Origin of the sequence: Aeromicrobium sp. UBA7512, from assembly GCF_002476985.1 — a bacterium.
GTDB lineage: Bacteria > Actinomycetota > Actinomycetes > Propionibacteriales > Nocardioidaceae > Aeromicrobium > Aeromicrobium phoceense.
On record NZ_DLNK01000006.1, the window covers coordinates 211,921 to 236,754 of the forward strand.

General features: G+C 71.7%; 33 protein-coding genes. 19 read left to right on the top strand and 14 right to left on the bottom strand.

The window, feature by feature from the left end:
- Nucleotides 1-35: 35 nt before the first annotated feature.
- The gene (locus B2363_RS10445; protein WP_286929991.1) at nucleotides 36-578 is read right to left on the bottom strand and encodes a TetR/AcrR family transcriptional regulator; all 543 of its coding nucleotides are present in this window, start codon (nucleotides 576-578) and stop codon (nucleotides 36-38) included.
- The gene (locus B2363_RS10450) at nucleotides 575-2,554 is read right to left on the bottom strand and encodes an MFS transporter (RefSeq protein ID WP_286929992.1); all 1,980 of its coding nucleotides are present in this window, start codon (nucleotides 2,552-2,554) and stop codon (nucleotides 575-577) included. The genes B2363_RS10445 and B2363_RS10450 overlap by 4 nt, the downstream gene beginning before the upstream one ends.
- 146 nt (nucleotides 2,555-2,700) lie before the next feature.
- Here B2363_RS10450 and B2363_RS10455 point away from each other — a divergent pair, with 146 nt between their 5' ends.
- The 5 genes from B2363_RS10455 to B2363_RS10475 all read left to right on the top strand — a co-directional run bounded on the left by B2363_RS10455 (nucleotide 2,701) and on the right by B2363_RS10475 (nucleotide 7,154).
- Nucleotides 2,701-2,991: a hypothetical protein gene (locus B2363_RS10455; RefSeq protein WP_181756436.1), complete on the top strand. Its 291-nt coding sequence runs from the start codon at nucleotides 2,701-2,703 to the stop codon at nucleotides 2,989-2,991.
- A gap of 106 nt (nucleotides 2,992-3,097) precedes the next feature.
- Nucleotides 3,098-3,658 carry a hypothetical protein gene (locus B2363_RS10460; RefSeq protein WP_286929993.1) on the top strand — a complete coding sequence of 187 codons (561 nt, stop codon included), beginning with the start codon at nucleotides 3,098-3,100 and terminating at the stop codon, nucleotides 3,656-3,658.
- Between the two features lie 148 nt (nucleotides 3,659-3,806).
- The gene (locus B2363_RS10465) at nucleotides 3,807-5,813 is read left to right on the top strand and encodes an LLM class flavin-dependent oxidoreductase (RefSeq protein ID WP_286929994.1); all 2,007 of its coding nucleotides are present in this window, start codon (nucleotides 3,807-3,809) and stop codon (nucleotides 5,811-5,813) included.
- Nucleotides 5,810-6,685: an LLM class flavin-dependent oxidoreductase gene (locus B2363_RS10470; protein WP_286929996.1), complete on the top strand. Its 876-nt coding sequence runs from the start codon at nucleotides 5,810-5,812 to the stop codon at nucleotides 6,683-6,685. The genes B2363_RS10465 and B2363_RS10470 overlap by 4 nt, the downstream gene beginning before the upstream one ends.
- A complete protein-coding gene (locus B2363_RS10475; RefSeq protein WP_286929997.1) occupies nucleotides 6,678-7,154 on the top strand; it encodes a MarR family winged helix-turn-helix transcriptional regulator in 477 nt (158 codons plus the stop codon). The genes B2363_RS10470 and B2363_RS10475 overlap by 8 nt, the downstream gene beginning before the upstream one ends.
- Here the strand turns inward: B2363_RS10475 and B2363_RS10480 are convergent, their stop codons facing one another.
- Both B2363_RS10480 and B2363_RS10485 read right to left on the bottom strand, forming a co-directional pair.
- On the bottom strand, nucleotides 7,155-7,583 hold the full coding sequence (locus B2363_RS10480; protein ID WP_286929998.1) for a hypothetical protein: 429 nt from the start codon (nucleotides 7,581-7,583) through the stop codon (nucleotides 7,155-7,157). It lies immediately after the preceding gene.
- Nucleotides 7,584-7,612: 29 nt separating this feature from the next.
- Nucleotides 7,613-8,248: a class I SAM-dependent methyltransferase gene (locus B2363_RS10485; RefSeq protein WP_286930000.1), complete on the bottom strand. Its 636-nt coding sequence runs from the start codon at nucleotides 8,246-8,248 to the stop codon at nucleotides 7,613-7,615.
- A gap of 92 nt (nucleotides 8,249-8,340) precedes the next feature.
- On the opposite strand from B2363_RS10485, the gene B2363_RS10490 reads away from it, so the two are divergent.
- On the top strand, nucleotides 8,341-8,925 hold the full coding sequence (locus B2363_RS10490; RefSeq protein WP_286930002.1) for a carboxymuconolactone decarboxylase family protein: 585 nt from the start codon (nucleotides 8,341-8,343) through the stop codon (nucleotides 8,923-8,925).
- Nucleotides 8,922-9,788 carry an RNA polymerase sigma-70 factor gene (locus tag B2363_RS10495; protein WP_286930004.1) on the top strand — a complete coding sequence of 289 codons (867 nt, stop codon included), beginning with the start codon at nucleotides 8,922-8,924 and terminating at the stop codon, nucleotides 9,786-9,788. The genes B2363_RS10490 and B2363_RS10495 overlap by 4 nt, the downstream gene beginning before the upstream one ends.
- Nucleotide 9,789: 1 nt before the next feature.
- Here B2363_RS10495 and B2363_RS10500 read toward each other — a convergent pair whose 3' ends face one another.
- The 5 genes from B2363_RS10500 to B2363_RS10520 form a co-directional block, all read right to left on the bottom strand.
- Nucleotides 9,790-10,566 (bottom strand): ABC transporter permease, encoded by a 777-nt coding sequence (locus B2363_RS10500; protein WP_286930006.1) that lies wholly within the window; start codon nucleotides 10,564-10,566, stop codon nucleotides 9,790-9,792.
- Nucleotides 10,563-11,315 (bottom strand): ABC transporter ATP-binding protein, encoded by a 753-nt coding sequence (locus tag B2363_RS10505; RefSeq protein WP_286930008.1) that lies wholly within the window; start codon nucleotides 11,313-11,315, stop codon nucleotides 10,563-10,565. The genes B2363_RS10500 and B2363_RS10505 overlap by 4 nt, the downstream gene beginning before the upstream one ends.
- Nucleotides 11,312-11,662: a DUF1048 domain-containing protein gene (locus tag B2363_RS10510; protein ID WP_286930010.1), complete on the bottom strand. Its 351-nt coding sequence runs from the start codon at nucleotides 11,660-11,662 to the stop codon at nucleotides 11,312-11,314. Before B2363_RS10510 ends, B2363_RS10505 begins: the two co-directional genes overlap by 4 nt.
- A gap of 1 nt (nucleotide 11,663) precedes the next feature.
- Nucleotides 11,664-11,981 carry a PadR family transcriptional regulator gene (locus B2363_RS10515; protein WP_286930127.1) on the bottom strand — a complete coding sequence of 106 codons (318 nt, stop codon included), beginning with the start codon at nucleotides 11,979-11,981 and terminating at the stop codon, nucleotides 11,664-11,666.
- Between the two features lie 66 nt (nucleotides 11,982-12,047).
- Nucleotides 12,048-13,208, bottom strand: coding sequence for an HNH endonuclease signature motif containing protein (locus B2363_RS10520; protein ID WP_286930012.1), 1,161 nt, complete (start codon nucleotides 13,206-13,208; stop codon nucleotides 12,048-12,050).
- A 102-nt stretch (nucleotides 13,209-13,310) separates the two neighbouring features.
- On the opposite strand from B2363_RS10520, the gene B2363_RS10525 reads away from it, so the two are divergent.
- The 4 genes from B2363_RS10525 to B2363_RS10540 all read left to right on the top strand — a co-directional run bounded on the left by B2363_RS10525 (nucleotide 13,311) and on the right by B2363_RS10540 (nucleotide 16,219).
- Nucleotides 13,311-14,531: an MFS transporter gene (locus B2363_RS10525; RefSeq protein WP_286930014.1), complete on the top strand. Its 1,221-nt coding sequence runs from the start codon at nucleotides 13,311-13,313 to the stop codon at nucleotides 14,529-14,531.
- Nucleotides 14,524-15,267 (top strand): MerR family transcriptional regulator, encoded by a 744-nt coding sequence (locus tag B2363_RS10530; protein WP_286930016.1) that lies wholly within the window; start codon nucleotides 14,524-14,526, stop codon nucleotides 15,265-15,267. The genes B2363_RS10525 and B2363_RS10530 overlap by 8 nt, the downstream gene beginning before the upstream one ends.
- Nucleotides 15,268-15,308: 41 nt before the next feature.
- Nucleotides 15,309-15,860, top strand: a complete 552-nt coding sequence (locus B2363_RS10535) for a dihydrofolate reductase family protein (RefSeq protein ID WP_286930018.1) — start codon at nucleotides 15,309-15,311, stop codon at nucleotides 15,858-15,860.
- A gap of 65 nt (nucleotides 15,861-15,925) precedes the next feature.
- Complete coding sequence (locus tag B2363_RS10540) at nucleotides 15,926-16,219, top strand: zf-TFIIB domain-containing protein (protein ID WP_286930020.1); 294 nt, start codon at nucleotides 15,926-15,928, stop codon at nucleotides 16,217-16,219.
- 10 nt (nucleotides 16,220-16,229) lie between these two features.
- On the opposite strand, the gene B2363_RS10545 is transcribed toward B2363_RS10540, so the two are convergent.
- On the bottom strand, nucleotides 16,230-16,670 hold the full coding sequence (locus tag B2363_RS10545; protein WP_286930022.1) for a VOC family protein: 441 nt from the start codon (nucleotides 16,668-16,670) through the stop codon (nucleotides 16,230-16,232).
- A gap of 69 nt (nucleotides 16,671-16,739) precedes the next feature.
- On the opposite strand from B2363_RS10545, the gene B2363_RS10550 reads away from it, so the two are divergent.
- Nucleotides 16,740-17,162, top strand: a complete 423-nt coding sequence (locus tag B2363_RS10550; RefSeq protein WP_286930024.1) for a GNAT family N-acetyltransferase — start codon at nucleotides 16,740-16,742, stop codon at nucleotides 17,160-17,162.
- 165 nt (nucleotides 17,163-17,327) lie between these two features.
- Nucleotides 17,328-18,068, top strand: a complete 741-nt coding sequence (locus B2363_RS10555) for a dienelactone hydrolase family protein (RefSeq protein ID WP_286930026.1) — start codon at nucleotides 17,328-17,330, stop codon at nucleotides 18,066-18,068.
- On the opposite strand, the gene B2363_RS10560 is transcribed toward B2363_RS10555, so the two are convergent.
- Both B2363_RS10560 and B2363_RS10565 read right to left on the bottom strand, forming a co-directional pair.
- Complete coding sequence (locus tag B2363_RS10560) at nucleotides 18,065-18,514, bottom strand: VOC family protein (protein WP_286930029.1); 450 nt, start codon at nucleotides 18,512-18,514, stop codon at nucleotides 18,065-18,067. The two genes, B2363_RS10555 and B2363_RS10560, sit on opposite strands and share 4 nt — an antisense overlap.
- Nucleotides 18,515-18,551: 37 nt before the next feature.
- Nucleotides 18,552-19,076, bottom strand: coding sequence for a 2'-5' RNA ligase family protein (locus B2363_RS10565; RefSeq protein ID WP_286930031.1), 525 nt, complete (start codon nucleotides 19,074-19,076; stop codon nucleotides 18,552-18,554).
- A 130-nt stretch (nucleotides 19,077-19,206) separates the two neighbouring features.
- Here B2363_RS10565 and B2363_RS10570 point away from each other — a divergent pair, with 130 nt between their 5' ends.
- The 6 genes from B2363_RS10570 (at nucleotide 19,207) to B2363_RS10595 (ending at nucleotide 23,324) form a co-directional block, all read left to right on the top strand.
- Nucleotides 19,207-19,623, top strand: coding sequence for a VOC family protein (locus B2363_RS10570; RefSeq protein WP_286930033.1), 417 nt, complete (start codon nucleotides 19,207-19,209; stop codon nucleotides 19,621-19,623).
- 322 nt (nucleotides 19,624-19,945) lie between these two features.
- Nucleotides 19,946-20,503: a DUF2231 domain-containing protein gene (locus tag B2363_RS10575; protein ID WP_286930034.1), complete on the top strand. Its 558-nt coding sequence runs from the start codon at nucleotides 19,946-19,948 to the stop codon at nucleotides 20,501-20,503.
- Nucleotides 20,500-21,069 (top strand): DUF488 family protein, encoded by a 570-nt coding sequence (locus B2363_RS10580; protein WP_286930036.1) that lies wholly within the window; start codon nucleotides 20,500-20,502, stop codon nucleotides 21,067-21,069. The genes B2363_RS10575 and B2363_RS10580 overlap by 4 nt, the downstream gene beginning before the upstream one ends.
- 32 nt (nucleotides 21,070-21,101) lie before the next feature.
- Nucleotides 21,102-21,623: a hypothetical protein gene (locus B2363_RS10585; RefSeq protein WP_286930038.1), complete on the top strand. Its 522-nt coding sequence runs from the start codon at nucleotides 21,102-21,104 to the stop codon at nucleotides 21,621-21,623.
- Nucleotides 21,620-22,069 (top strand): DUF421 domain-containing protein, encoded by a 450-nt coding sequence (locus tag B2363_RS10590; protein ID WP_181756472.1) that lies wholly within the window; start codon nucleotides 21,620-21,622, stop codon nucleotides 22,067-22,069. Before B2363_RS10585 ends, B2363_RS10590 begins: the two co-directional genes overlap by 4 nt.
- Before the next feature lie 76 nt (nucleotides 22,070-22,145).
- Entirely contained in the window at nucleotides 22,146-23,324 is a 1,179-nt protein-coding gene (locus B2363_RS10595) for an alcohol dehydrogenase catalytic domain-containing protein (protein WP_181756473.1), read from the top strand.
- Between the two features lie 15 nt (nucleotides 23,325-23,339).
- On the opposite strand, the gene B2363_RS10600 is transcribed toward B2363_RS10595, so the two are convergent.
- Nucleotides 23,340-23,705, bottom strand: coding sequence for a VOC family protein (locus B2363_RS10600; protein WP_286930042.1), 366 nt, complete (start codon nucleotides 23,703-23,705; stop codon nucleotides 23,340-23,342).
- Nucleotides 23,702-24,796 (bottom strand): carboxylate-amine ligase, encoded by a 1,095-nt coding sequence (locus B2363_RS10605; protein ID WP_286930044.1) that lies wholly within the window; start codon nucleotides 24,794-24,796, stop codon nucleotides 23,702-23,704. Before B2363_RS10605 ends, B2363_RS10600 begins: the two co-directional genes overlap by 4 nt.
- Nucleotides 24,797-24,834 lie beyond the last annotated feature (38 nt).

Here is a 24,834-nt window from a genome sequence, read left to right on the forward strand (position 1 = left end):
CATGCCGGTAGTGGCCGGCGGGCGCGCCGGTTCCCCTACGGTGCGTCGAGGAGCTGCTGCACGATCGGCCCGTACGCGGCCTCCGCCGCATCGAGATCGGCGAGGAGTGCCGGGGACTCGAAGAAGCGCAGGGTGGTCGCCAGCCCGAGGAGGGCCGAGACGGCCAGCTCGGCCCGCAGCTCCGGGCGCGGGCCCTCGAGGACCTCGGTCAGCGGCGCGACGTAGCCGCCGAGGAACTTGGCCCTCACGCACTCGGGGTCGGGAGCGTTGACGCGCAGCATCATCGCGCGCCCCAGGTGCTCGAGGTCTCCGCGCCGCTGCCGGTCGACGAGCTCGGCGACGAGGGCCGGTCCCAGCCGCGAGACGGGCACGTCGGGCAGGGCCGGTGCGCTGATCGTCGCCGTGCGGTGGAAGAGCTCCTCCTTGCTGCCGGCCACCTTCATCACGAGGGCGGGGGAGGTGCCGGCGCGGGCCGCGATCGCGCGGATCGTCACCTCGGGGTAGCCGTTGCGCGCGAACAGCTCGGCGGCTGCGCCCCACACGGCGGCGTGCAGGTCCGGCGCCTCGGGAGCCGTCATGCGAGGGGTGTCCCCAGCGTGAGGTCCGCGGTGCGGTTGGCCTCCCACACGGTGACGGGACGAGCCCCCGTCGCGCCGTTGTCCGCGATGGCGCTGAGCACGTAGCGGCCGTTGGCGGGACGCGGCACCGCGTAGTGACCGTCCTCGTCGGTGCGCGTCGAGTGCACCGCCTCGCCGGCGTGGTGGGTCAGGATCACGAGGGCGCCCGAGATCGGGGCACCGTCGGTGTCGCTGATCGTGCCCTCGAGCGTCAGCCGGTGGCGCAGGACGAGGGGCGGGAACCGGGAGTCGTCGTCGAGGGTGACGATGCGCGACCGGGGCTGCCACCCGTCCGCGGAGGTCACGACGAAGTAGTCGCCGCGCCCCGGAACGGCGACGCTGACCTGCCCCTCGGAGTCGGCCTGGCCCCAGTCGACGGCGGCGCCCTCGGTGGTCAGCACGGTGACGACGGCGTTCCGCACCGGCCGGGCGTGCTCGTCGACGACGCGCCCACGCACCACACGCGTGGGCCGGCTCGTGGTCGCGGTCCCGGAGCGGTCCGCCTCGGGCGCGAAGTCCGGCATCCGCAGGGTCGGGAACGTGACTGCCGCGCTCAGGATCGCCGCCGCCGCCGCGATCCAGAACAGCAGCTTGAGGGCGCCCTCGCTGGTTGCCTCCTCACCGCCGATCGTCACGATCGAGGCCGAGGTGACGGCCGCGACGATGGCGCTGGCGGTCGTGGTGCCGATCGAGCGCAGCAGGACGTTGAGGCCGTTCGCGGAGGCCGTCTCCGTCACGGGGACGGCGCGCATGATCATCGTGGGCAGCGCCCCGTAGACCATGGCCGTGCCCGCACCGACCACGACCGAGCCGATCACGATCTGGGTGAGGTTGTCGCTGAAGAACACGCGAGCGACGTACGTGACGCTCATGATGATGCAGCCGGACAGCGCCGTGACCTGCGGACCGAACCGCCGCGTGAGCCAGGCCGAGACCGGTGCCATGAGGCCGAAGGCCGCCGCGTTGGGAACCATCCACCATCCGGTCTCGAGGACACCGAGCCCGAGTCCGTAGCCCGATTCCTCCGGGAGCTGGAGGAGCTGCGTGGTGAGCAGCATGTTGGCGAACATCGCGAATCCGATGAGCACGGATGCCGAGTTCACCAGGACGACCGCACGCCGCGACGAGACGCGCAGGTCGACCAGCGGGCTCGGCGTGCGGAGCTCGACGGGGACCCAGATCGCGAGCAGGATGCCGCCGCCGGCGACGAGACCGAGCGTGGTCGGCGACGTCCAGCCCCAGATCGATCCCTTGGAGATGGCGAGCATGAGCGCGGTGAGCGCGCCGGAGAGCAGCACGGCCCCGCGGATGTCGAACGTGCCGCGGGTGCGGACCGGGGACTCCGGGAGCACCACCATGGCGGCCACGAGCAGGACCAGACCGACGGCCCCGGTCACCCAGAAGATCGCGTGCCAGTCGAGGTGCTCGGAGATCAGGCCCGCCACGGGGAGGCCGACACCGGCGCCGATCGCCAGCGTCGCGCTCATCAGCGCGACGCCGAGGGGGATCCGCTCGCGCGGCAGCTCGTCGCGCATGATCGCGATGCCGACCGGGACGACCGCCGTGCCGACGCCCTGGAGCGCGCGAGCGAGGATCAGCAGGGCGAGGTCATCGCTGACCGCGCCGACCATCGATCCCAGGACCGAGATCCCGAGCGCCAGCACGATCATCCGGCGCTTGCCGTACATGTCGGCCAGTCGCGTGACGGTGGGGGTGGCGATGGCGCCGGTCAGCAGCGTCGCGGTCACCAGCCACGAGGTGTCGTCGGCCGAGGCGCCCACGAGGTCGGGCAGCATCGGCAGCAGGGGCAGCAGGAGCGTCTGCTGCAGCGACACGACGATGCCGCACAGCGACAGCGTCGTCACGATCAGCGCGGCACTGCGCGCCGGCGGCGCGGTCCGCTGCGTCGCGGCCGCGGAGGGTGGGGAGGAGGTCACTCAGGGTCCGTTCGGAAGGTCGTGAACGCTTGTTCACGGCTCAGTCAAGCAGGTTCTCGGGCTCGCCGCGAGGCCGTTGTCGTCCCGGAGTTGCAGGCGTACAGTCGAATGACAGGTCGATGTGACCCTGGCGAACGGAGAGCATCATGGCGACCGCGCACCTCCATCTACCGCACGTCCACGTCCCGCACGTCGGGCAGCCCCAGGACCAGTCCCACCTCGAGGGCACGAAGCCACCTCGCCTCGGCGGGATCATCCTCGGCGTCGGGTTCGTCGTCGCTCTCGTGGCGTGGGGGGCCGCGCTCGTGGCCCTCCTCAGCATGGGACCGGCCCGCACGGGGTACGTCTCGGGCCCGGTGGCCGCCTGGACCGCGCTCGCGATCGCGTCGGCGATCAGTCTCTTCATGATGGGGATCTGGAAGGCCCACCGCGCCTGATTAGGCTTGGAATCCCAGTCCTTGGACGTGTTCCCATCCGGATCGCCGACGTCTCCGAAGCCCCCTCAGGAGGCCGGAAGCTCCGGCCGCTGAAAAGGGGAACATCATGAAGAAGGCAATCCTCGCGTTGCTGACGGTCGTGCTGAGTCTGGGGATGGCGACCGCCATGGGTACACCCGCGCAGGCCGCGTCGAAGAGCTCCGCCAAGAAGGTCGGCTACACGCAGGTCGCCGTCGCTCCGGCCGTCTACGAGCTCATCGGCAGCGCCGGCATCACGCCGGCTCCCACGGCGGGCGCCAAGGCGTTCGCGTACAAGGGCACGCTCGCCGCCCGGTTCCCGATCACGGGCTACCGCCTCAAGGGCCTGCAGATCAAGCACAGCGGCGGTCTCAACCTCAGCGCCGGCGCCTCGACGATCACGGTCTCGGACTTCAACATCGACCTCGCGCGGCTGCGCGTCAGCGGCAACGTCTCGGGCACGGTCGGCAACGTCGGTCGGGTCGACCTGTTCAAGATCCGCACGTCGGACCGTCGTGACCTCGGCGCGGTGAAGCTCACGCTCACCGACACCGCCGCCGGCGCGCTCAACGCCACCTTCGGCGTCAACGCGTTCGCCGAGAACGCCACCTTCGGCTACGCCACGCCGAAGCCCTTCTCGCGGTTCTGAGGGAAGCAGGAAGGCGGCCCCATCCCACCTGGGGCCGCCTTTCGCTCTGCGCGAGTCGCGCCGCGTCCGCGCCGGAGGTGAGGGCTTCGCTCGCCGACGACTTCGCGGCGGTCAAGTCCGCCCGTGATCGCGGGGGTAAGATGTTGATGTGTCAACCATTCAGAACTACGGACACCCACTGCGGTTCGGTGTCGAGACATCGGCTCCCGCTGAGACGGGCCACGACGTCGCGGTCCTGGCCGGTGCCGACGCGCTGACGCTCGCTGCGTGGTCGGCCGCGCGCACGGAGAACGTGGTGCTCATGCCGCGGATCGCGGTGGACGATCGGTCCCCAGCGATGGTCGCGCGGGCCGCTGGCAGTCTCCAGTCGCTGTCGGGCGGCCGGTTGGAGCTCGTGCTCGAGTCCGACGACGCGGACGCGGTGACAGCCGTGTTCGAGGCCGTTCGCGCCCTGGAGGTCGACCGGCTGATCCCGATCTGGCTGAGCGGAGCGGATCCGGAGATCGTCGCGCTCGCGGGCCGGATCGCCGACGGGCTGATCGTCGACCTGGACGAGTTCGGCGCCGACGTCAACGCCGCCGTCGACCGTGCCGCGACCGAGGCCGGCCGCGACGTCAGGGAGATCCGCCGCGCGGTCGTGATGAGCGAGGAGCGCTCCGCCGAGGACCTCGTCACGCTGGTCGTCGAGCACGGTGTCAGCTCCTTCGTGCTCCAGGCGGACACCCTGGACGAGGGGCTGGTGCACGCCGTCCGCGCGGGCGCCGAGCGCACCCTGCCGCCCGGCACGCTGTCCGCCCGCCCGATCCGCCGCGCTGACGTCCGTGCCCTCCGTCGCTCGGGCATCGGCTACGACCTCGTCCCGGAGGGCCTCGCCGAGACCGCCGTCGAGCCCGGCGACCCCGCGTTCGCCTCCGTCCGCTCCACCTACCTGCGCGGCGGCGACCCGGGCCTCGTGCTGCGTCCGTCCACCGTCGACGAGGTCGTCAGCGCGATCGAGTTCGCGCGCACCCACCGGCACCTCCCGCTCGGCATCCGCAGCGGCGGCCACGGGATCAGCGGCCGCTCCACGAACGACGGCGGTCTGGTCATCGACCTCAGCCGGTTGGACGAGATCACCGTGCTCGACGAGGACAGGCGGCTCGTCCGCATCCGTCCGGGCGCCCGCTGGCGCGACGTGGCGACCGCGCTGCAGCCGCACGGCTGGGCGCTGAGCTCGGGCGACTACGGGGGAGTGGGCGTCGGCGGGCTGGCGACCGCGGGCGGCATCGGGTTCCTCGGCCGCAAGCACGGTCTCACGATCGATCACCTCACGGCCGTCGAGATGGTGCTGGCCGACGGCACCTTCGTGCGCGCCACCGCGGACGAGAGTCCCGAGCTGTTCTGGGCGGCTCGCGGCGCCGGCGCCAACTTCGGCGTCGCCGTCGCGTTCGAGTTCGCGGTGGACGAGGTGGGCGACGTCGGCTGGGCGCAGCTGACGTTCCGCGCCCCCGACCCCGCGGCCTACCTCGAGTCCTTCGGCCGCGTGGTCGCCGACCTGCCGCGCGAGACAACGCCCTTCCTCATCCTCGGGCAGGGCGTGGCGCAGATCATGGCGATGGTCGACTCCGCCGACCCCGAGATGATCATCGGCCAACTCCAGCCCTTCGCCGACGCGGCGCCGCTGACGCAGCAGCAGGTCGTGATCGCCCCGTACGCCGCGGTGATGAACATGTTCCCCGAGTCCCCGCACCAGGGTCGCGGCGAGCCGGTCTCCCGCTCGGTCCTCGCGCGCGAGATCACGCCGGGCTTCGCGTCCGCGTCGGCCGACCTCATCAACAGCGGCGCCTCGCACTTCTTCCAGATCCGCACGGTGGGCGGCGCGATCGCCGACGTGCCGGCGGACGCCACCGCCTACGCGCACCGCGATGCGGGCTTCTCGCTCACCGTGATGGGCTCGAACGCGCAGCGCCTCGACCGGTGGTTCGAGCCCGTGCGACGCCAGTCGAACGGCCTGTACCTCAGCTTCGAGAGCGGACGGGACCCCGAGCGGATCACCGACGCGTTCCCGCCCGCCACGCTCGAGCGGCTGCGCCGGCTCAAGGCCGAGCTCGACCCCGACAACCTGTTCCGCGACAACTTCAACATCGCCCCCGCCGAGACGAGGAGTGCCTCATGACCGACACCACCGACTACGGCCACGACCTGTTGTTCGGCACCTTCGTGACCCCCGTGAACCGGCCCGTCCACCGGGCCGTCGAGCAGGCGACCGTCGCCGACCGCGCAGGTCTGGACCTGGTGACGTTCCAGGACCACCCCTACGTCGCGAAGTTCCACGACACGTCGACGCTGCTTGCATACGCCGCCGCCAAGACGGAGCGGATCCGGCTGGCAGCGAACGTCACCAACCTGCCGCTGCGGCCGCCCGCGGTGCTCGCCCGGTCGATCGCGACGCTGGACCAGCTCAGCGGCGGCCGGATCGAGCTGGGACTCGGCGCCGGCGCCTTCTGGGACGGCGTCGAGGCGATGGGCGGCCCCCGGCGCACGCCCGGCGAGTCGATCGAGGCGCTCGAGGAGGCCATCGCGATCATCCGCGGGATCTGGGACACCGAGGACACGAGCGTCCTGTCGGTCCGGGGGAAGCACTACGACGTGCACGGCGCCAAGCGCGGGCCGGCTCCGGCGCACCCGGTCGAGATCTGGGTCGGCGCCTACAAGCCGCGCATCCTGCGCATGACCGGTCGCGTGGCCGACGGCTGGCTCCCGTCGCTGGCGTACCTCGAGAAGGGCCCGGCGGAGCTGGCCGACATGAACCGCCGGATCGACGACGCGGCGACGGGCGCGGGTCGCGACCCGCGCGACATCCGTCGCTTCCTCAACCTGGCCGGAGACCTCTCGGCCGAGCAGCTCGCGGAGATCGCGCTGACGTACGGCACGAGCGGCTTCATCCTCCCCTCGGACGACACCGCCACGACCGAGCGGTTCGCCGCGGAGGTCGCTCCGGCGGTCCGCGAGCTCGTCACCGCCGAACGCGGGGCGCGCCGTGGTTGAGTGGCTCGACGCCGAGGAGCAGCGCACGTGGCGCAGCGTCCTGGCGATGCACGACGACCTGATGACGGCGCTTGCCCAGGGCCTGAAGGCCGAGTCCGACATCTCGGCGGCGGACTACGCCGTGCTGGCGAACCTCTCGGAGGCGCCCGACGGGGTCCTCCGTGCGCGCGAGCTCCGCTGCCACCTGCGCTGGGAGAAGAGCCGACTGGCCCATCACGTGCGCCGGATGGAGCAACGGGGACTCGTGCGCCGCGACGCGTGCCTGGACGACGGGCGGGCTCCCTTGGTGAGCATCACCGAGAGCGGCCGGGCCGCCATCGACTCCGCCGCACCGGCGCACGTGGCGCAGGTCCGGGAGCTCTTCTTCGACGTGCTCACGCCGGCCCAGCTGGCCACGCTGCGCGAGGCGGCGGAGGCGGTGGCCGCCCGCATCGCCCTCACCGAGGACGATGCGGACGCCGCCTGCTGATCACTTCCCGATGAGGGGCTTCTTCGGGGTCAGTCCGCTGATGAGCAGGCTGAGGCCGGCGCCCACCAGCCAGATGTCCTTCGCGATGGCCGTGCCGTCCTGACTCGGCCGGAAGCTGGAGCCCTCGGCGGTCATCCCGGGCGTGCTCAGGTACATCTTGATCATGCCGCCGCCGAACGCGGTCAGGGCGGCGCCGGCGATCGCCGACGGCACGAAGGGCGCCAGCAGGGCGGCGCCGAGGGCGATCTCGCCCTTGCTCAGCGCCTTGCCGAACGACTCCGGATCCATGTCCCCCGCCTGCGGGACGGCGTTGGCCGCCATGCCCTGGAGACCTGCTGCTGCCTCGGGCGGGAGGTTCCGCTTGTTCAGGCCGCTGTTGAGGATGAACGCTCCGGTGGCGAGTCGCAGCGGGACATGGCTCAGCTTCATGGGGGATCTCCTTCGAGGTGGGTTCCCCTTCACGCTACGTCGGAAGTCGCCTCCCCGCGCCTCAGGACGGTGACCGCGAAATCGGAGTCCGCCTCGAACGGATCGAGGTGCCAGGTGGAGAAGCGGTGCTCGACGCGCGCGATCCCGCGGCTCGCCAGCGTCGCCAGGTCGGCGTCGTACTGCTCGAACGGGTAGGTCGACTCCGGCCGGCAGCCGATCACGACGCGCCCACCCGGACGGGTCACCTCGCAGAGCCGCTCGAGGACACGCAGCTCGGTGCCGGGCGCCACGAAGACCAGCACGTTGCCGGCGCAGATCACGAGGTCCACCTGGTCGCCGCCGACGTCGTCCGTCGTCAGCTCGCTGAGGTCCGCGACGGCGTACGACGGGCCGGGGTGGTCGGTCTCCGCGGCCGCGATGAGCTCGGGATCGACGTCCACGCCGAACGCGACGTGGCCGGCTGCCTGCAGCGCCGCGGCCATCCGGCCGGTGCCGCAGCCCGCGTCGAGGACCCGCGACCCGCGCTCGGCCAGCATGTCGGCGAACCGCGCCTCGCCGAGCAGGTCCTTGCCCTCGGCCTCCAGGGCGCGGAAGCGCTCGATGAACCACTGCGAGTGGCCGGGCTGGGTGTCGGTGAACCACCGTGGCTGAGGGGAGGAGGTCATGCGGCCATCCTCCTCCACGGGTGTCACGGAACGGCCGCGGCCGGTGTCTTCATGCTGAGCGACCTCGACCGAGGTCCGACGAAGGAGAAGCCATGACCAGCTCGTTCCGGATCCCCGCCGCACCGATGACCTCGCCGGTGGCCCGCGCCGTCTCGGCGGCCGCTCGCCGGATGTACGGGCGCGTCCCCGACCTGGTGCCGGTGATGTGGCACCACCCGAAGCTGCTGCGCTCGGTGCTGGCGTGGGAGCGGCGCGTCGGCACGTGGGACGCACTCGACCCGCACCTCAAGTCGTTCGCGGTGATGGCCTCGGCCGCGAGCATCGGGTGCAGCTGGTGCCTCGACTTCGGCTACTACCTGGCGCACGACGAGGGGCTCGACGAGCGCAAGGTGCGCGAGGTGCCCCGCTGGCGCGACTCGGACGTCTTCACGCCCCTGGAGCGCGACGTGATGGCCTACGCGGAGGCCATCACGGCGACCCCGCCGACCGTCACGGACGAGCAGGTCGCGAGCCTGCGTGAGGCGTTGGGCGACGCGGCACTCGTGGAGTTGACCATGATGGTGGCCGTGGAGAACCAACGATCGCGCTTCAACTCGGCGGCGGGCCTGGCCAGCCAGGGCTTCAGCGACGTGTGCGAGCTGCCCCTGGTGGAGGGCCCGAAGGTGGAAGCTCAGTGACGGACGTCCTCGCCGAGTTCACGGCGCACCGCCCGCTGCTGTTCACCGTGGCCTACGAGATGCTCGGCTCCGCGGCGGACGCCGAGGACGTGGTGCAGGAGGTCTGGCTGCGCTGGAGCGCCGACGACCGCGAGGACGTCCAGGATCCGCGCGCCTACCTCGTGCGGATCGCCACCCGACTGGCGCTCAACCGCCTGCGCACGCTGGCCCGGCAGCGCGAGTCGTACGTCGGGCCGTGGCTGCCCGAGCCCCTCGAGACGGTGCCGGACGTCGCGGACGACGTGGCGCTCGCCGAGTCGGTCTCGACCGCGATGCTGCTCGTCCTGGAGACGCTCGGCAGCACCGAGCGCGCCGTGTTCGTCCTGCGCGAGGTCTTCGACCTGCCGTACGACGAGATCGCCGCCGCGGTGGACCGCACGCCCGACAACGTCCGTCAGATCGCGCGACGGGCGCGGGCGCACGTGGCCGCCAGGCGGCCCAGGTCGGAGGTCACGGCGCAGGAGCGCACCGAGGTCCTCGTGCGGTTCCAGCGGGCGATCGCCGAGGGCGACCTGCAGCAGCTGCTGGACGTGATCTCACCCGACGTCGTCCTGATCAGCGACGGGGGAGGGAAGGCCAGCGCGGCGCGCCGGCCGATCCTGGGCCGCGACAAGGTGCTGCGCTTCCTGGCCGGCGTGATGCCGGCCGACATGCGGGTGGAGCCGGTGTGGATCAACGGCGAGAACGGCCTCGTGATCCGCGAGGCCGGAGCCGTGACCGCGATCGCGACCGCGGTGGTGGAGGGCGGCGTGGTCACGGCCCTGCACATCGTGCGGAACCCGGACAAGCTCTCGCTGCCCGGGCCCGTCCGCCTCACGCGCTGACTCAGGAGAGCCTGCGGCGGTAGACGGTCATTGCGAGCACGTACGCGGCCACGAGGAGGGCGAGGCACCAGGCCACCGCCACCACGAAGTCGCTGCCGGCGGGCTGCTGGTCGAGCAGGCCGCGGATCGCGTCGACGATGGAGGTGACCGGCTGGTGTTCCGCGAAGGCACGCACCGGACCCGGCATCGTCTCGGTAGGCACGAACGCCGAGCTGAGGAACGGCAGGAAGATCAGCGGGTACGCGAACGCGCTGGCCCCGTCGACGGTCTTCGCGGTGAGGCCGGGGATGACCGCCAGCCAGGTCAGCGCCAGCGTGAACAGCACCAGCAGGGTGAGCACACCGAGCCACGCGACAGGGCCGGCGCCGGAGCGGAAGCCCATCAGCAGCGCCACGCCCACCACGACCGCGAGCGACACCAGGTTCGCCACGAGCGACGTCAGGACATGCGCCCACAGCACCGACGACCGGGCCACCGGCATCGACTGGAAGCGCTCGAAGATGCCGCCCTGCAGGTCCATGAACAGCCGGAACGCCGTGTACGCGATTCCGGGCGCCACGGTGATCAGCAGGATCCCGGGCAGCAGGTAGTCGACGTAGGCCTCGGTGCCGACCTCGATCGCGCCGCCGAACACGTAGACGAACAGCAGCATGAACATGATCGGCATGATCGTCGTGGTGATGATCGTGTCGGGGCTGCGCAGGATGTGCCGCAGCGAGCGGCCGGTCAGTGCGGCCGTGTCGCTGCCGCCAGTCCATCGAACACCGTGCGTGGTCATGCCGCCTCCTTCTCGAGGATCGCGAGGAACACGTCCTCGAGACTGGGTTGCTTCTCGACGTACTCGACCTTCGCCGGCGGCAGCAGCCGCTTGAGCTCAACCAGGGTGCCGTTGGCGATGATCCGGCCGTCGTGCAGGATCGCGATGCGGTCGGCCAGGTGCTCCGCCTCGTCGAGGTACTGCGTCGTCAGCAGCACCGTGGTGCCGCCGTCGGCGAGCGCCTTGACCGTCTGCCAGACCTCGAGCCGCGCCTGCGGGTCGAGGCCGGTGGTCGGCTCGTCGAGGAAGATCACCGGCGGGTTGCCGATGAGGCTCATCGCGATGTCGAGGCGACGACGCATGCCACCGGAGTAAGTGGACGCGCGGCGGCCGCCGGCCTCGGCGAGGTCGAACCGTTGCAGCAGCTCGTCCGCTACCGCGCCCGCATCGGGCAGGTGCCGCAGGCGAGCGACCAGCACGAGGTTCTCGCGCCCGGTCAGCATGTCGTCCACGGCGGCGAACTGGCCCGTGAGGCTGATCGCCCCGCGCACGTCGGCGGCCTGCGTGCCCACGTCGAACCCGGCCACCGACGCCTCGCCGGCGTCGGGGCGGAGCAGGGTGGCGAGGATCCGCACGAGCGTGGTCTTGCCCGCCCCGTTCGAGCCCAGGAGGGCGAAGACGCTGCCCGGAGCGACCTCGAGGTCGACCCCGCGCAGCACCTCCACGTCACCGAACGACTTGCGGATCCCGCGGACGGCGATGGCGCTCATGACCCCACCTCCGCGATCGCCTCGTTGAGCCGCTGGCGCTCCTTCGTCAGCCAGCGACCGGACGGGTAGTTCGTGATGAAGTCCTCCACGAAGGCCACCGGGTCGTCGCCGACGATGTCGCGCACGGCGGTGCCGTCGGCGGCGCTCTGCTCGAACAGCTCGACCATGTCGTCGAACATCTGCAGCAGCCCGTCGGCGTCGCTCACGAACACCGCTCCCACCCTCAGGAGGTAGTGCTCGATCGCCTCCGCCGCCGCGCGGTGCGGCTGGGGGAGTGCGGCCAGGCGCGCCTTGTACTGCCGCCACTGCTTCTTCTCGCCGAACATGCGGGTGATCGGGTTCGTCATGTCACTTGCCTCCTTCGTGGAGCTGTTCGAGCCGTTCTGCCAGGAAGTTCCACGTCTCCCAGAACTCGTCGAGGTACTGCTGTCCCTGAGCGTTGAGCGAGTACACCTTGCGCGGTGGACCCTTCTCCGACGGGACCTTCTCGACGTCGACGAGTCCGCGCTTCTCGATGCGGATGAGCAGGGCGTACACCGTGCCCTCGGCGATGTCGGTGAATCCCTGGTCGCGCAGGCCCGAGGTGATCTCGTAGCCGTACGCCGGACGTGCTGCCAGGATCGCCAGGACGATCCCCTCGAGCGTGCCCTTGAGCATCTCGGTCATCTGCTTGCCGCCCACGGTCACTCCTCCTGCCCTCTACTCAGTGTTGTTGAGTACCAGTAGATAGCATTACTGAGTAGAGGTCAAGGCGTAGCGCTCGAGGTGCCGCACGGGCGCGTCGAGGAAGCGGTCGTCGAGGTGACCGTGGGACTTCATGTTGTGGTGTTTCCTGCACAGGCAACGGAGGTTCGATCCGGTGGTCGCGCCACCGCTGTCGTAGGCCTTCGCGTGGTCGAGGTCGGTCTCGTGCACGGGGGCGCGGCAGCCGGCGACCCGGCAGGTCCCGTCGCGCCATCTCAGTGCTTGTCGGAGTGATTCGGGCGGCCGGTACTTCAGGACGGTGGTGTCGAGGACCTCGCCGACCGGGTCGAGGACCAGCCTGCGGAACACGGCGTGCTCGGACTGGGCCAGCTCGCGGACCCACTCGGCCCCGACCGGTTCGCCGTCGAGGGTGAGGCCCGGACCGTTCGTGAGGCCGATGAGGTCGGTCGCGTGGATGCTCACGGCGATCTCGGCCCGGATGTCGCCGGGGCCGGTGCAGGAGGTCAGCCAGTCGGCGACGAGGTCCGCCTGCTTCTGGTCGCGGGTGCGACGGTCTCGCTCGCCCGACTCCGGATCGACCGTCGGGAGGGCCTTCGCGGCCCGACGGAGCCGCTCGCCGACCGCGATGGCCAGGCCCGTGGGCAGCAGCGCGTTCAGCCAGGAGGTGCCGTCGTCGTTGTGGGTGATGGAAACGCGGCGCTGCTCGACGGCCCGTGCCCGCTCCGCCTCGGCCTCGTCGGGCTCGAGGCGCGCGCGGAGCCGGCGCAGCCACGCGCGCAGCTCGGCGATCGTGTGGGTGGCTGCGTACTCGGGCGCCGAGGCCTCCAGCACGGCCCAAGCCTGCGGGGTCTCGAGGCGTTCGGCGGTGTCGGCGATCGCGGTGACCCGCACCGCGTCGAGGTCGCCGTCGCGGAACGACTGCCACACGCCGGGCACCCGAGCGGCGACCGTGGCGAACTCGCTGACCATCGCCCAGACCTGGTGCTCGGTGACGTGGAGGGCCCGGGCCAGCTCGAGGGTCACCTCGCGGCGCGCGAGGTCCTTCGACAGTGGGATCTCGTCCGTCCGGTCGATCTCGGCGGTGCGCCGGGCGTGGAACGAGGCCACGAACTCCCACTCCTCGAACTCCGCGACCGCCCGCGCGCGACGCACTGCGTCACCCGTGACCACCGCTCGGCTCCAGCTCATGAACCCAACATAGTGGGCCCCACTGACAGAATCGGATGCGCCGACAGCGCGGTCGCGGGTCGGACTTGACCCTGACGCGACGTCACGGTCTGGACTGGAGCCATGCGGACACCAGCGCTCTACCTCGGCTCCTACGTCGTCTCGGTCCTCGGCAACTCGATCGCCGCCATCGCGCTGCCGCTCATCGTTCTCCAGGCCACCGGCAGCGCGATGTCGGCGGGCTGGGTGGCCGCGGCGACCGCGGTGCCCGCCGTGCTGGCGGGTCTGTTCATGGGCGTCGCCATCGACCGGATCAACCGGGTGACCTCCTCGGTGGTCACGGACCTCGTCTCGGCCGCCGCGGTCGCGGCGCTGCCGATCGTCGACGGGCTGGTCGGGCTCGAGGTCGGCTGGTTCGTCCTGTTCGGGATCATCGGCTCGCTCGGCGACGTCCCGGGCATGACGGCCCGCGAGGCGCTGCTGCCGGGGATCGCGCGGGAGTCGCGGCTCTCCCTGGAGCGGCTCATCGGGCTGCGCGAGTCGCTCGGCAGCATCTCGCTGCTGATCGGGCCGGCCGTCGCGGGCCTGCTCATGACCCTGTTCGAGGGGTCGACGGTCCTGTGGATCACCGCCGGCACCTCACTGCTCGCCGCGTTGCTGACACTCGGCCTTCCCCGGGGCGTCGGGACCATCGAGGACGTGCCCACCACGGCACCGCGGGGCGCCTGGGAGGAGTTCGTCGAGGGCTGGCGACTCCTGACCCGGACCCGCCTCATCGCGATGGTCACCGGACTGATGCTGTTCTCGGTCATGGTGCTGTCGGCGTTCCAGGCGCTCATCCTGCCGGTGCACTTCACGCTCATCGACCGGCCCGGACTGCTCGGGTTCGTCCTGACCTCGATCGCGGCGGGCCTGCTCGTCGGCAGTGCGGTCTACGTCGTGCTGGCCCAGCGGTTCACTCGGCGCGCCTGGCTCGTCACTGGTCTCTCCGTGGCGTCGCTCGGCTTCGCCGTGCTCGGCCTGCTGCCGGCGACGTGGCTGGTCTTCACCGCGGGCTTCGTCCTGGGACTCGGCAGCGGACTGTGCGGGGCACTGCTCGGCCTGCTGACGGTCAGCGGCGTCCCGGAGACCGCGCTCGGCCGGGTGATGGGCACCCAGAACGCCCTCGTGACGGCGGCGGCCCCCGCGGCGATCCTGCTCGCCGCGGTCGTGATCGAGCACGTCAGCCTCACCGCGGCCGCGCTCGGCTTCGTGGCACTGTGGGTCGTGACATCGGTCGCCGCGGTCGCGGGCCCCGCGCTGCGCGACCTCGAGCCGACCGAACCGGAGACCATCGATGCGTAGCGGGGAGCTCGCCGAGCTCGCGGGCGTGACGGTGCGGACGATCCGGCACTACCACCAGATCGGCATCCTCGAGGAGCCCCCGCGCAGCCCCAACGGCTATCGCGAGTACGACGTCGGTCATCTCGTGCGCGTCCTGCGCATCAAGCGGCTGGCCGACCTCGGTTTCGCACTGCAGGACCTGCCACTGGACGACGACGCCGACCACGACGCGAGGCTGGAGTCCCTCGACGAGGAGCTCGCAGCGCAGATCGACCGGCTGACGGCACAGCGGTCGGTCGTCGCCGCGCTGCGCGCTGGAGGCGTCGCGCCCGACCTGCCGCCCGAGCTGGGCGTCCGCATGGCGCTCGCGTCCGCGGTCGGCGTGCCGCCGCGCATGGCGAGGCTGGAGCGGGAGCAGATGCTGCTGCTCGCGCACCTCGGTGGAGAGGAGGCGTCTCGGCTGATCGAGGACCTCTACGACCGGTTCGCCGAGCCCGCAGCGGTGGCGGCGTTCGGCACGCTCTACGAGCAGTTCGACGTGATCGACGCGTCGACGCCGGCGGCCGAGCTCGAGCGGCTGGTGAGCGAGTCCGTCGAGGCGGTGGTCGCCACGGTGGGCGACCTCGACCTCACGACGCCTCTCGACCTCGGGACGGCCGAGAGCCTGCTCGACGAGCACGGAGCCAGCCACCTCAATCCCACCCAGCTGCGGGTGCTGGACGAGATCGGCGAGCGACTGTCGCAGCGGCTCGTCTGAGGCGCGTGGCAGGCTCGAGCGAACGACCGGAGGAGGCGCGGATGCGTGTCATGGCCCAGGAGTGGACGTCGCTCGACGGCTACGCGGCAGGGCCGTCGGGGGAGGGCGAGATCTTCGCCGCCGTTCCGCCGGAGGCCGACGCCGCGAGTCAGCGCTGGAACCTCGAGCTGCTCGACCGGGTGGACCACGTCCTGCTCGGACGCCGGACCTACGACCTGTTCGTCCAGTACTGGCCCGAGGCCGACGACCCGATCGCCGAGCGGGTCAACGCGATCCCGAAGGTCGTGTGCTCGCGGTCGCTCGACGCGGCACCGTGGGGAGGGTTCGCACCCGCCCGTGTCGTGCCGGACGCCTCGGCGCACCTGCGCTCGTTCCACGACGGCACGGACGGCGTCGTCCTGGTCTGGGCATCGCTGTCGATCGTGCACGAGCTGGTCGAGGCCGGGCAGCTCGACGAGCTGGACCTCTTCGTCGCGCCGGTCGTCCTCGGTGGTGGCACTCCGCTGCTGCCTGCTCCGGTCGGTCTGCGGCAGCTCGCGGTCGAGGACCTGTGCGGCGCCACGCACCTCCGCCTCGCCCTCGCGCCGCGCTGAGGGCGCTCGGTTGGGCGGTCGAACCTACGCTGAGCACACAGTTGTCCGTGCCGAGGAGGATCCCGATGAAGTGCCCCAATGACTCGACGACCCTGGTGATGAGCGAGCGCTCCGGCGTGGAGATCGACTACTGCCCCGAGTGCCGGGGCGTGTGGCTCGACCGCGGCGAGCTCGACAAGATCATCGATCGCGCGGAGTCCGAGGCGTCGCGCTCGGTCCCGCCCGCTCCCGCGGCCGCTCCGCCGCGCGACGACCGCTACGCGTCGCGCCCCGGCTATGACGACCGCGACCGTCGCTACGACGACCGTCGCTACAGCGGCAAGAAGAAGAGCCACTGGCTGGGCGAGCTGTTCGACTGAGCCCGGCCCCTCAGCCGGCCGGCTTCAGCTCCTGCGCGAGCATCACGATGATGCCGCTGGGCCCCCGAACGTACGTGAGCCGGTAGATGTCCTCGTAGGTCGCCACGCCGCGCAGCGGGTGACAGCCGTGCCGTGCGGCGATCTCGAGGGCCTCGTCGAGGTCGTCGACCGAGAAGGCCACCCGGTGCATGCCGATCTCGTTCGGGAGGGTCGGCTCGGTCTCGATCGCCTCGGGGTGGATGTACTCGAAGAGCTCCAGGCGGCCGTGGCCGTCGGGCGTCTGCAGCATGGCGATCTTCGCGTGGTTCCCGTCGAGCCCGACCGCGGTGTCGGTCCATTCCCCGCTCACCGTGTCGCGCCCCAGGACGGTGAGTCCCAGGTCGGTGAAGAAGGTGATCGTGGCGTCGAGGTCGCGGACCGCGATGGCGACGTTCTCGAGTTTGATGGGCATGCTCCGCACGCTAGCCGTCCGGACCGACGGTGGCGACGGTGTTCGCGCCGCCGGTGGCAGGGTGGAAGCGTGAGCGACGAGTACGAGCTGCTGGCCGAGGTGCCGGCGGAGACCGACTACCTGCACCTGCGCCGGGCCTCGGGCCTGAGTCCCAAGTCGCCGGAGCAGGCGCGCCCGGCCCTGGCGGGCGGCTGGGCCGCTTGTCACGTGCGGCACGTCTCGAGCGGCCGCACCGTGGCGATGGGACGGGTCATCGGCGACGGTGGCTGGTACTTCCACGTCGTCGACATGGCGGTGCTGCCCGAGCACCAGCGGCGCGGCCTCGGCGACCGCATCCTCACCCACCTGCTCGACGTGATCCGCCGCGACGCCCCGCCGGGTGCCTACGTGTCCCTCATGGCCGACCCGCCGGGACGGCGGCTCTACGAGCGCCACGGCTTCGTCGACAGTGCTCCCCACTCGGTCGGCATGGTCCTGCGGGCCGACGCCTGAGCGCTGGTCCCGGCGTCGATCCGTGGCTAGGCTGCTGGAGTCCGTGCAGGAGCAGAGGAGGTGGTCCCCGTGAACGAAGCGACGTGGGTGCTCTCCTCCGGAGTCACGGTCGGGCGATAGGTCGTCCCGGGAGCGCCGTCAGGTGCACTCCCGAAAGGCACGACCATGCACTTCCACTCCGAACGCCGTCTCGACGGCGACATCCTCGAACGCCACTTCACGCTCGGCGAGATCCCGGGCATCCTCTGGACGCCCGGGTCCACGCCGGCGCCGTTGATCCTCGCCGGCCATCCGGGCGGCCTGGACGGCATGTATCCCCGGCTGCTGAGCCGGGCCGTCCACGCGGCGCAGCACGGGTTCGCCTCCCTCTCCATCGAGCTGCCCGGGGGCGGTGACCGACCCCGGGTGCCCGCTCTCGAGGAAGCGCGCGCCAGACTGCGTGCAGCTCTTGCCGCCGGGGAACCCGTCGACGGCATCGTCGACGCTCTCGTCCTGCCGCTGGTGAAGGTGGCGGTGCCGGAATGGCAGGCGGCGCTGGACGCCGCGCTGTCCCTGCCCGAGATCGACGACGGCCCAGTGGGATTCTCCGGTGGAGTGATCGCCATCGGCATCCGCCTCGCGGAGGTCGAGCCGCGCATCGCGGCCGCCCTCCTGTTCGCCGGCAGCTACGTTCCCCGCTCGATGTTCGAGGAGGCCCGGCGGGTCACCGTCCCGTTGCACGTCCTGCTGCAGTGGGACGACGCCGGCAACGACCGCCAGCTGGCCCTGGACCTCTTCGACGCCTTCGGCTCGGCCGAGAAGACGCTGCACGCCAACCTCGGCGGGCACACCGGCGTCCCGGCGTTCGAGGCGGACGCCTCGATCCGGTTCTTCCTGCGGCACCTACGAGGCCGTGGCGACCACTAGGAGGAAGAGGGCCGCGGGGTGACGGTGGTTCCGCCCCATTCCGGGGGGTCGACGTCGCGCAGGGTCTGGTTGAGCACCCACTGATGACCGAAGGGATCCTCGATGGCGGCTTGGCGCTCGCCGTACTCCCAGTCGTGCATCTCATCGACCAGGCGGGCGCCGCGCGCCAGGGCTCTCTCGACGACCTCTGCCACGTCGGCGACCTTGAACATCACCTGGTGGGAGGTCTGGGGCAGCGGCGTCCGCCGCCCAGGACGCACCTCGGCGACGACGAGCTCTGCGGCGGGCCCGTCGGGCAGGCCCAGCTGCGCGCGGTGCCCCTCGCCGATCCGGACGTGCTCGACGAAGCCGAGGACCTCGCCGTACCAGGCCACGGCCGCGCGGACGTCGGCCACGATCAGGACAGGGGTCACTCGGGCGTGCGGTGCCGACCGGTTCGTGAGCACCCGGCCAGCGTAGGTCGCAGCCGGATCACGAACCCTGTCATGAGGACGGCCGGGCGACCGCGACGTCCTCGATGAGGTCCTGTGCCGGGTCCCACCAGCGGAGCCGGTCGGCAACCAGGTCGCGCGGGGTCGCGGTGGACTGGAGCACCTCGAGCGCCTCGGGCAGCAGGCGCCGTGGGACGCGTCGCGCCAGCGTCACGTGGGGAGTCCAGACGGGGTGACGCAGGGCCGGCACCAGCGCGCGAATCCGCTCGGCGGCGGCCGCCAGGGACGCGTTCGGCTCGACGAGGTGGGCGATGGTCACACGAGGTCCCTGGCCGAAGAGGACCAGCCCTCGCACCTCGATCCGCGCGGGCAGGAGGGGAGCGATCGCCTCGCGCGCCGTCGACACGGCAGCGGCCTCGACCTCGACCGCCGCCACGAGGGTGACGTGCGGTGCGTTGGTCATCGACCGGTGGTCCGCCTGCGACGGGATCCCGGCGGCCCTGAGCGCCTCCCACTGCGCCAGGACGGCGCCCGCGGAGGAGGGCTCGAAGCTGAGCTCGAGGGCTTGGTCCGGCACACGTGGAGGATAGGCCAGCCGGGCTGCGATCGAATCTTGAGCCGGTTTGGCCCCGATATGGGCCGAACCGGTACAACCTTCGGCCGGGAGCGGCTTGCCTGACCGGCCCTTGCTGTGGGTACCTGTCGGCATGAGCGCGTATCCCCGGATCCTGCAGACGGTCATCGACGCCACCGACGTGCGGCGGACGGCCGAGTTCTACCGCGAGCTCTTCGGGCTCGAGTACCGGCCAGGTGACGAGCCGCCGGCCGAGGGTGACGAGGACGAGGTCGACTGGCTCGTCCTCCGCGGCACCGACGGTGGGCACGGCCTGGCGTTCCAGCAGGCCGAGGAGCTGAAGGCGACCACGTGGCCGGACCCCGACGTGCCGATGCAGCTGCACCTCGACACCTGCGTGCCCGACACGAAGGAGCTCGAGCGTCAGCGCGCTCGCGCCGAGGGGCTGGGCGCCACGATCATCCTCGATCGCACGGACGACCCGGACGAGCCGCTCTACGTCTTCGCGGACCCCGAGGGGCACCCGTTCTGCATCTTCGTCGGCGACTGATCAGCGGCGCACGAGCCGACGCAGTACCCGCGTCGCCACCCAGGTGCCCACGACCGCCGGCAGCGCGAGGACGACCGGATCCAGCACCTGGTGCTGCAACAACAGGCCCCGACCTACGCGGCGAGCGTGAATGCGACGTCGCCGAACGGGTACCGAACAGGTGTACGCAACACCGAAAGGAACTCATCATGACCACGAGATCACCGATGACCTCGACCCCGATGCAGACCGCCGCCGCGCTGGTCGGTGGGGTCTTAGCCGGTGGCCGTGGCGTAGGACGCGGCGACGCGGGCTTCAACCCCGGTCGGGGGCCGAAGCTCTGATGGCGGCCTCGAAGCACTCCGCACGGCTCGCCGTCCGGGTGACCGAGCGGATCGAGGGTGCCCGTGTGCTCGACCCCGCCGTCCGGGCGCTCAGCCCGGTAGCGGGACGGCTGATCGGGACGGAGGGCCGCCGTCGCCTGCTCCAGGGCGACTGGCTCGGTCACGCGATCCATCCGCTGTTGACGGACCTGCCGCTGGGCTTCTGGACGTCGGCGTCCGTCCTGGACCTCGTCGGTGGTGACGAGGCCCGACCGGCCGCGCGACGGCTGGTGGGCCTCGGCGTGCTGTCCGCGATCCCCACGGCCGTCACCGGGTGGGCCGAGTGGGGCGGGATCTCGCGCCGGCCCGAGCGGCGGGTGGGCGTGGTCCATGCGGTGGCGAACGTCGCCGCCGTCGTGGCCTACGCGGCGTCCTGGCGTGCACGACGCCGCGGGCAGGACGCGAAGGGCCGAAACCTCGCGCTAGCCGGAGCGGCGGTCGCGGCCGGGGGCGGGTACCTCGGCGCCCACCTGAACGAGGTGCGCGAGGTCGCCACCAAGCACCCGGCGTTCGAGTGACCGGGGCGGCCGCGCCGCGGCTGCTGACGATCGGCCACGGCACGTCGGACCGGGCCGACCTCACGCGACGGCTCCACGACGCCGGCATCGAGGTGCTGGTGGACGTGCGGCGCTTCCCCGGCAGTCGGCGCAACCCCGACGTCTCCCGTGACGCGCTCGCGGACTGGCTGCCCGGGGAGGGAGTCGCGTACGTCTGGGAGGAGCGGCTCGGCGGCCGCCGCCGCGTGCCTGCGGAGGCTGGTGACGCCGATGCGTGGTGGCGCGTCGAGGCGTTCCGCGCCTACGCCGCGCACACGCGCACGGCGGAGTTCGACGCTGGGCTGCGTGACGCGCTCGCCCGTGCCGAGAGCGCCGTCACGGCCGTCATGTGCTCGGAGTTCGTGTGGTGGCGGTGCCACCGCCGGCTGGTCTCCGACGCCGCGATGCTCGTCCACGGCGTGCCCGTCCACCACGTCATGCCGGACGGCCGGGTCCAGGCCCACGAGCCGAGCGAGGGCGCGCGGCGCAGCGGCACGGGTCTTGCGTACCCGAGGGCTCCGGAGGCGGTGGAACCCCTTCGGGGCTAGCGTGACGGGCGAATCGACCCGGGAGGTGGATCGTGGCCGACGCGCCCGAGATGCAGGTTCCGACGCTGGAGGGGGTGGCCGGACCGCGTGAGGCACGCGGGGCCCGGCGGTGGCGGCGACTCGGCCTCGTCCTGCTGACGCTCGTCGTCGCGATGAGCTGCCTGGGCTGGCTCGGCCCGCGCGAGTCCACCGTCACCGACGCGACCGGCCGGCTGACCGTCACCTACCCCCAGCTCGCTCGGTCCGGGGCGGAGTCGGGGCTGATGGTGGAGGTCGAGGACGTGGAGCCCGGGACCGCGGTGGTGATCGAGGTCCCGGTGGCGGTCATCGACCGGCTGGGCCTCGAGGGCATGACGCCCGAGCCGCTCGTCCAGACCTCGGCCGGCGACGCGGTGCGCCTGCGGTTCGCGGCGCCGCCGGGCGGAGACTTCTCGGTCCAGTTCGCCGGCCGCCTGCCCACCCGGGCCGACCTCGGCCCGCTCTCGTTCGAGGTGCGCGTCGCCAGTGGGGCCGACGAGCTGTCAGTCGACACCCGGACGTGGGTGCTGCCGTGAACATCGTCCTGAGTGCCGCGGTCGTCTTCCTGCTGATCTGGATCGTGATGCGGGTCGTCGGCAAGCGCGAGCTGAGCGAGCTCTCCGCGTTCGACTTCGTGATCCTCGTGGTGATGGGCGACCTCGTCGCCGAGGCCGTGATCGCCGAGGACACCTCGATCACGGGTGCCGTCGTGGCGGTCTCGACCTTCGCGCTGCTGACCGTCGTCGTCTCGTGGATCTCGTGGCGGCTGCCGTCGAGACGGAAGGTCTTCGAGGGTGTGCCCGTGCTGCTGATCCGCGACGGCGAGCTCATCGAGGAGACCCTGCGGATCGAGCGGCTCAACACCGCCGACGTGCTGGCGGCCGCCCGTCAGGAGGGCATCGAGCGCCTCGACGACGTGAAGTGGGCCGTGCTGGAGCAGGACGGCAAGTTCTCGTTCTTCGTCGAGACCTCCGACCGCTGAGCGGCGCGGGACGTGTAGCACCGCAGGAGGCGGGTACATCTCCCACGGACCACGACATCGACAGTGAGGTGGGGACATGAAGGCTGTGACCTGGCAGGGCAAGCGCGACGTGCGAGTCGAGACGGTGCCGGATCCGACGATCCAGGACGACACCGACGCGATCATCGAGGTGACCACCACCGGCCTGTGCGGCTCCGACCTGCACCTGTACGAGGTGCTCGGACCGTTCATGACGCCCGGCGACATCCTCGGTCACGAGCCGATGGGCCGGGTCGTCGCCGTCGGCAGCGGCATCACGAACCTCGAGGTGGGCGACCGCGTCGTCGTGCCGTTCCAGATCGCGTGCGGATCGTGCTGGATGTGCACCCGCGACCTGCAGACCCAGTGCGAGGTCACGCAGAACCGCGACACCGGGATGGGTGCGTCGCTGTTCGGCTACTCCAGCCTCTACGGCGCGGTGCCCGGCGGTCAGGCCGAGCTGCTGCGTGTGCCGCACGCCGACTACGGGCCGATCAAGATCGAGTCCGACCTCGACGACGAGCACTTCGTGTACCTCTCGGACGTGCTGCCGACCGCGTTCCAGGCGCTCGAGTACTCGGCCGTGGGGGAGGGCGACACGCTGCTCGTGATCGGCCTCGGTCCCATCGGCGACATGGCCGCACGCCTCGCGCTGCACCGTGGCGCGCGGGTCATCGGCGCCGACCTCGTGCCCGAGCGGCTCGCCCGCACGGCCGCCCGGGGTGCCGAGACGTACGACGTGACGAAGGTCGACGTGGCCGAGGTCGTGCGTGAGGCCACCGGAGGACGTGGAGCGGACGGCGTGATCGACGCCGTGGGCATGGAGGCGCACGGCTCGCCCGTGGCACAGGCCGGCCAGACCGCCGTCGGCTTCCTGCCCGACTTCCTCGCGCGCAAGGCGATGACCACCGTGGCCGTCGACCGGCTCGGTGCGCTGCACCTCGCGATCGACGCCGTGCGCCGGGGCGGAATCATCTCGCTGAGCGGCGTCTACGCCGGCACGATCGACCCGATCCCGATGCAGACGCTGTTCGACAAGCAGGTCCAGCTGCACATGGGCCAGGCGAACGTGCGGCGCTGGGTGAACCAGGTGAAGCCGCTGGCAGAGGACTCCTCGGATCCGCTCGGCCTGGCCGACTTCGCCACCCATCGCGTCCCGCTCGACGAGGCGCCGGCGGCCTACAAGAACTTCCAGGACAAGACCGACTCGACGATCAAGGTGCTCTTCAAGCCCTGATCCGGGGCTGCGGAATCACCGCAGGACGCAGAACTCGTTGCCCTCGGGGTCGCGCAGCACGACGTAGGGGTCGTCGGGGGACTGGCCCACGTCGGCGTGGCTGGCCCCGAGGGAGACGAGCCGGTCGACCTCGGCGTCCACCTCGCCGTGGTTGACGCGCAGGTCGGGGTGGGCGCGGTTCTTCGTGGTCTTCGGGTCACCGGCGTGCTGGATCCACACGGTCGGGGCTCCACGCGGCGCCGCGGCGGGCGGCAGCAGGTGGCACGTCCCTTCGCCGTTGTCGTCGGTCTCGATGTGGTAGCCCAGCGCCTCCGACCAGAAGTCGGCCATCAGCTCGATGTCGTGGGCATCGATCGTCCACTGGATGACGGAGCACGTCATGACACTTCCTCCTCGTGGTGGGGGTCGGTGCGGCGGATCAGATCGGCCATTACGGCGGCGAGGTCGAGGGAGTCACCGGCCACGGCGCGCTGGCGGTCGGCGCCGGTGCCCCGGGTGAGGAGCCGGTGGATCCCGTCGGTGACCCGGTCGCGGGTGCCGGCCTCGTCGAGGGAGGCCCCGATGGTCTTCACGAGGGAGTCGAGGGCCTGCTCGGCCGGGACGAACGCGCGCGTGACGGGGTCGAAGAGAGTGCCGCCGAGGCCGTCGTGGCGTGCGCGCCAGCGGGCCGCCTTCAGCGTCTCGAGGCGCCACGGCGCCGGCTCCGTCGGCTCCTTGGCCAGGGTCGTGACGAGGCCACGTGTCACCTCCGCGACGAGCAGCGCGTCCTCCACGTCGGTGCACGCGTCGGCCACGCGTACCTCCACGGTCGGGAACCGCTCGGCGATGCGCGCGTCGAGGTAGAGCATGTGCTCGTCGAGGGCGGCTCCCGACTCGATCAGCTGCGCCACGACCGCACGGTAGGTCTCGAGGTCGCCGAAGGTCTCGACCGGTCCGGCGGTGGGCCACGTGTCCCACAGGTGCCCGCGCCAGCTGGCGTGGTGCGTGTCGCGGCCGTGGAAGAACGGGGCGTTCGCCGAGAGCGCGGTCAGCAGGGGCGTCCAGGGCCGGAGCGCGTCGACGACGTGGATCGCGTCCTCGTCCGCGACCTCCACGTGGACGTGCATGCCGCACGTCATGCCGTTGCGGCCGATCTCCCCGTAGCGGGCCATCATCCGGGCGTAGCGCGACTCGGGCGTGGGGCGCGGCTCGCTGCCGCCGAGCACGTCCACCGGCACCGCGACGGCGTTCAGTCCCACGGCCCTGGCGGCCGCGACCGCCGACGAGCGCTGGGCGACGAGGTCCTCCCGGAGCCCGTCGGGGTCCTCGTGCGGGCCCGTCTGCAGCTCGATCTGCTGGAGGAACAGCTCATGGTCGAGCTGCTCGTCCGGACCGAGTCGGCGGTGTGCCCGGACCACCGCCTCGGACTCGGGAACGACGTGCCCCCGGTCGTCGACGACGAACAGCTCCTCCTCGATGCCCACGCGATTCACGCCGGGCACGTACCCCGTGGGGACCGGCGCGAAACCGC

What these genes read in the sequence shown, in the direction of transcription:
- B2363_RS10455 (WP_181756436.1), top strand. Translation starts at nt 2,701, where the DNA reads ATGGCGACCGCGCACCTCCATCTACCGCACGTCCACGTCCCGCACGTC.
- B2363_RS10570 (WP_286930033.1), top strand. Translation starts at nt 19,207, where the DNA reads ATGAGCGCGTATCCCCGGATCCTGCAGACGGTCATCGACGCCACCGAC.
- B2363_RS10500 (WP_286930006.1), bottom strand. Translation starts at nt 10,566, where the DNA reads ATGACCACGCACGGTGTTCGATGGACTGGCGGCAGCGACACGGCCGCA.
- B2363_RS10535 (WP_286930018.1), top strand. Translation starts at nt 15,309, where the DNA reads ATGCGTGTCATGGCCCAGGAGTGGACGTCGCTCGACGGCTACGCGGCA.
- B2363_RS10470 (WP_286929996.1), top strand. Translation starts at nt 5,810, where the DNA reads ATGACCGACACCACCGACTACGGCCACGACCTGTTGTTCGGCACCTTC.
- B2363_RS10540 (WP_286930020.1), top strand. Translation starts at nt 15,926, where the DNA reads ATGAAGTGCCCCAATGACTCGACGACCCTGGTGATGAGCGAGCGCTCC.
- B2363_RS10490 (WP_286930002.1), top strand. Translation starts at nt 8,341, where the DNA reads ATGACCAGCTCGTTCCGGATCCCCGCCGCACCGATGACCTCGCCGGTG.
- B2363_RS10530 (WP_286930016.1), top strand. Translation starts at nt 14,524, where the DNA reads ATGCGTAGCGGGGAGCTCGCCGAGCTCGCGGGCGTGACGGTGCGGACG.
- B2363_RS10460 (WP_286929993.1), top strand. Translation starts at nt 3,098, where the DNA reads ATGAAGAAGGCAATCCTCGCGTTGCTGACGGTCGTGCTGAGTCTGGGG.
- B2363_RS10555 (WP_286930026.1), top strand. Translation starts at nt 17,328, where the DNA reads ATGCACTTCCACTCCGAACGCCGTCTCGACGGCGACATCCTCGAACGC.
- B2363_RS10520 (WP_286930012.1), bottom strand. Translation starts at nt 13,208, where the DNA reads ATGAGCTGGAGCCGAGCGGTGGTCACGGGTGACGCAGTGCGTCGCGCG.
- B2363_RS10525 (WP_286930014.1), top strand. Translation starts at nt 13,311, where the DNA reads ATGCGGACACCAGCGCTCTACCTCGGCTCCTACGTCGTCTCGGTCCTC.
- B2363_RS10515 (WP_286930127.1), bottom strand. Translation starts at nt 11,981, where the DNA reads ATGACCGAGATGCTCAAGGGCACGCTCGAGGGGATCGTCCTGGCGATC.
- B2363_RS10480 (WP_286929998.1), bottom strand. Translation starts at nt 7,583, where the DNA reads ATGAAGCTGAGCCATGTCCCGCTGCGACTCGCCACCGGAGCGTTCATC.
- B2363_RS10510 (WP_286930010.1), bottom strand. Translation starts at nt 11,662, where the DNA reads ATGACGAACCCGATCACCCGCATGTTCGGCGAGAAGAAGCAGTGGCGG.
- B2363_RS10505 (WP_286930008.1), bottom strand. Translation starts at nt 11,315, where the DNA reads ATGAGCGCCATCGCCGTCCGCGGGATCCGCAAGTCGTTCGGTGACGTG.
- B2363_RS10485 (WP_286930000.1), bottom strand. Translation starts at nt 8,248, where the DNA reads ATGACCTCCTCCCCTCAGCCACGGTGGTTCACCGACACCCAGCCCGGC.
- B2363_RS10600 (WP_286930042.1), bottom strand. Translation starts at nt 23,705, where the DNA reads ATGACGTGCTCCGTCATCCAGTGGACGATCGATGCCCACGACATCGAG.
- B2363_RS10595 (WP_181756473.1), top strand. Translation starts at nt 22,146, where the DNA reads ATGAAGGCTGTGACCTGGCAGGGCAAGCGCGACGTGCGAGTCGAGACG.
- B2363_RS10545 (WP_286930022.1), bottom strand. Translation starts at nt 16,670, where the DNA reads ATGCCCATCAAACTCGAGAACGTCGCCATCGCGGTCCGCGACCTCGAC.
- B2363_RS10575 (WP_286930034.1), top strand. Translation starts at nt 19,946, where the DNA reads ATGGCGGCCTCGAAGCACTCCGCACGGCTCGCCGTCCGGGTGACCGAG.
- B2363_RS10445 (WP_286929991.1), bottom strand. Translation starts at nt 578, where the DNA reads ATGACGGCTCCCGAGGCGCCGGACCTGCACGCCGCCGTGTGGGGCGCA.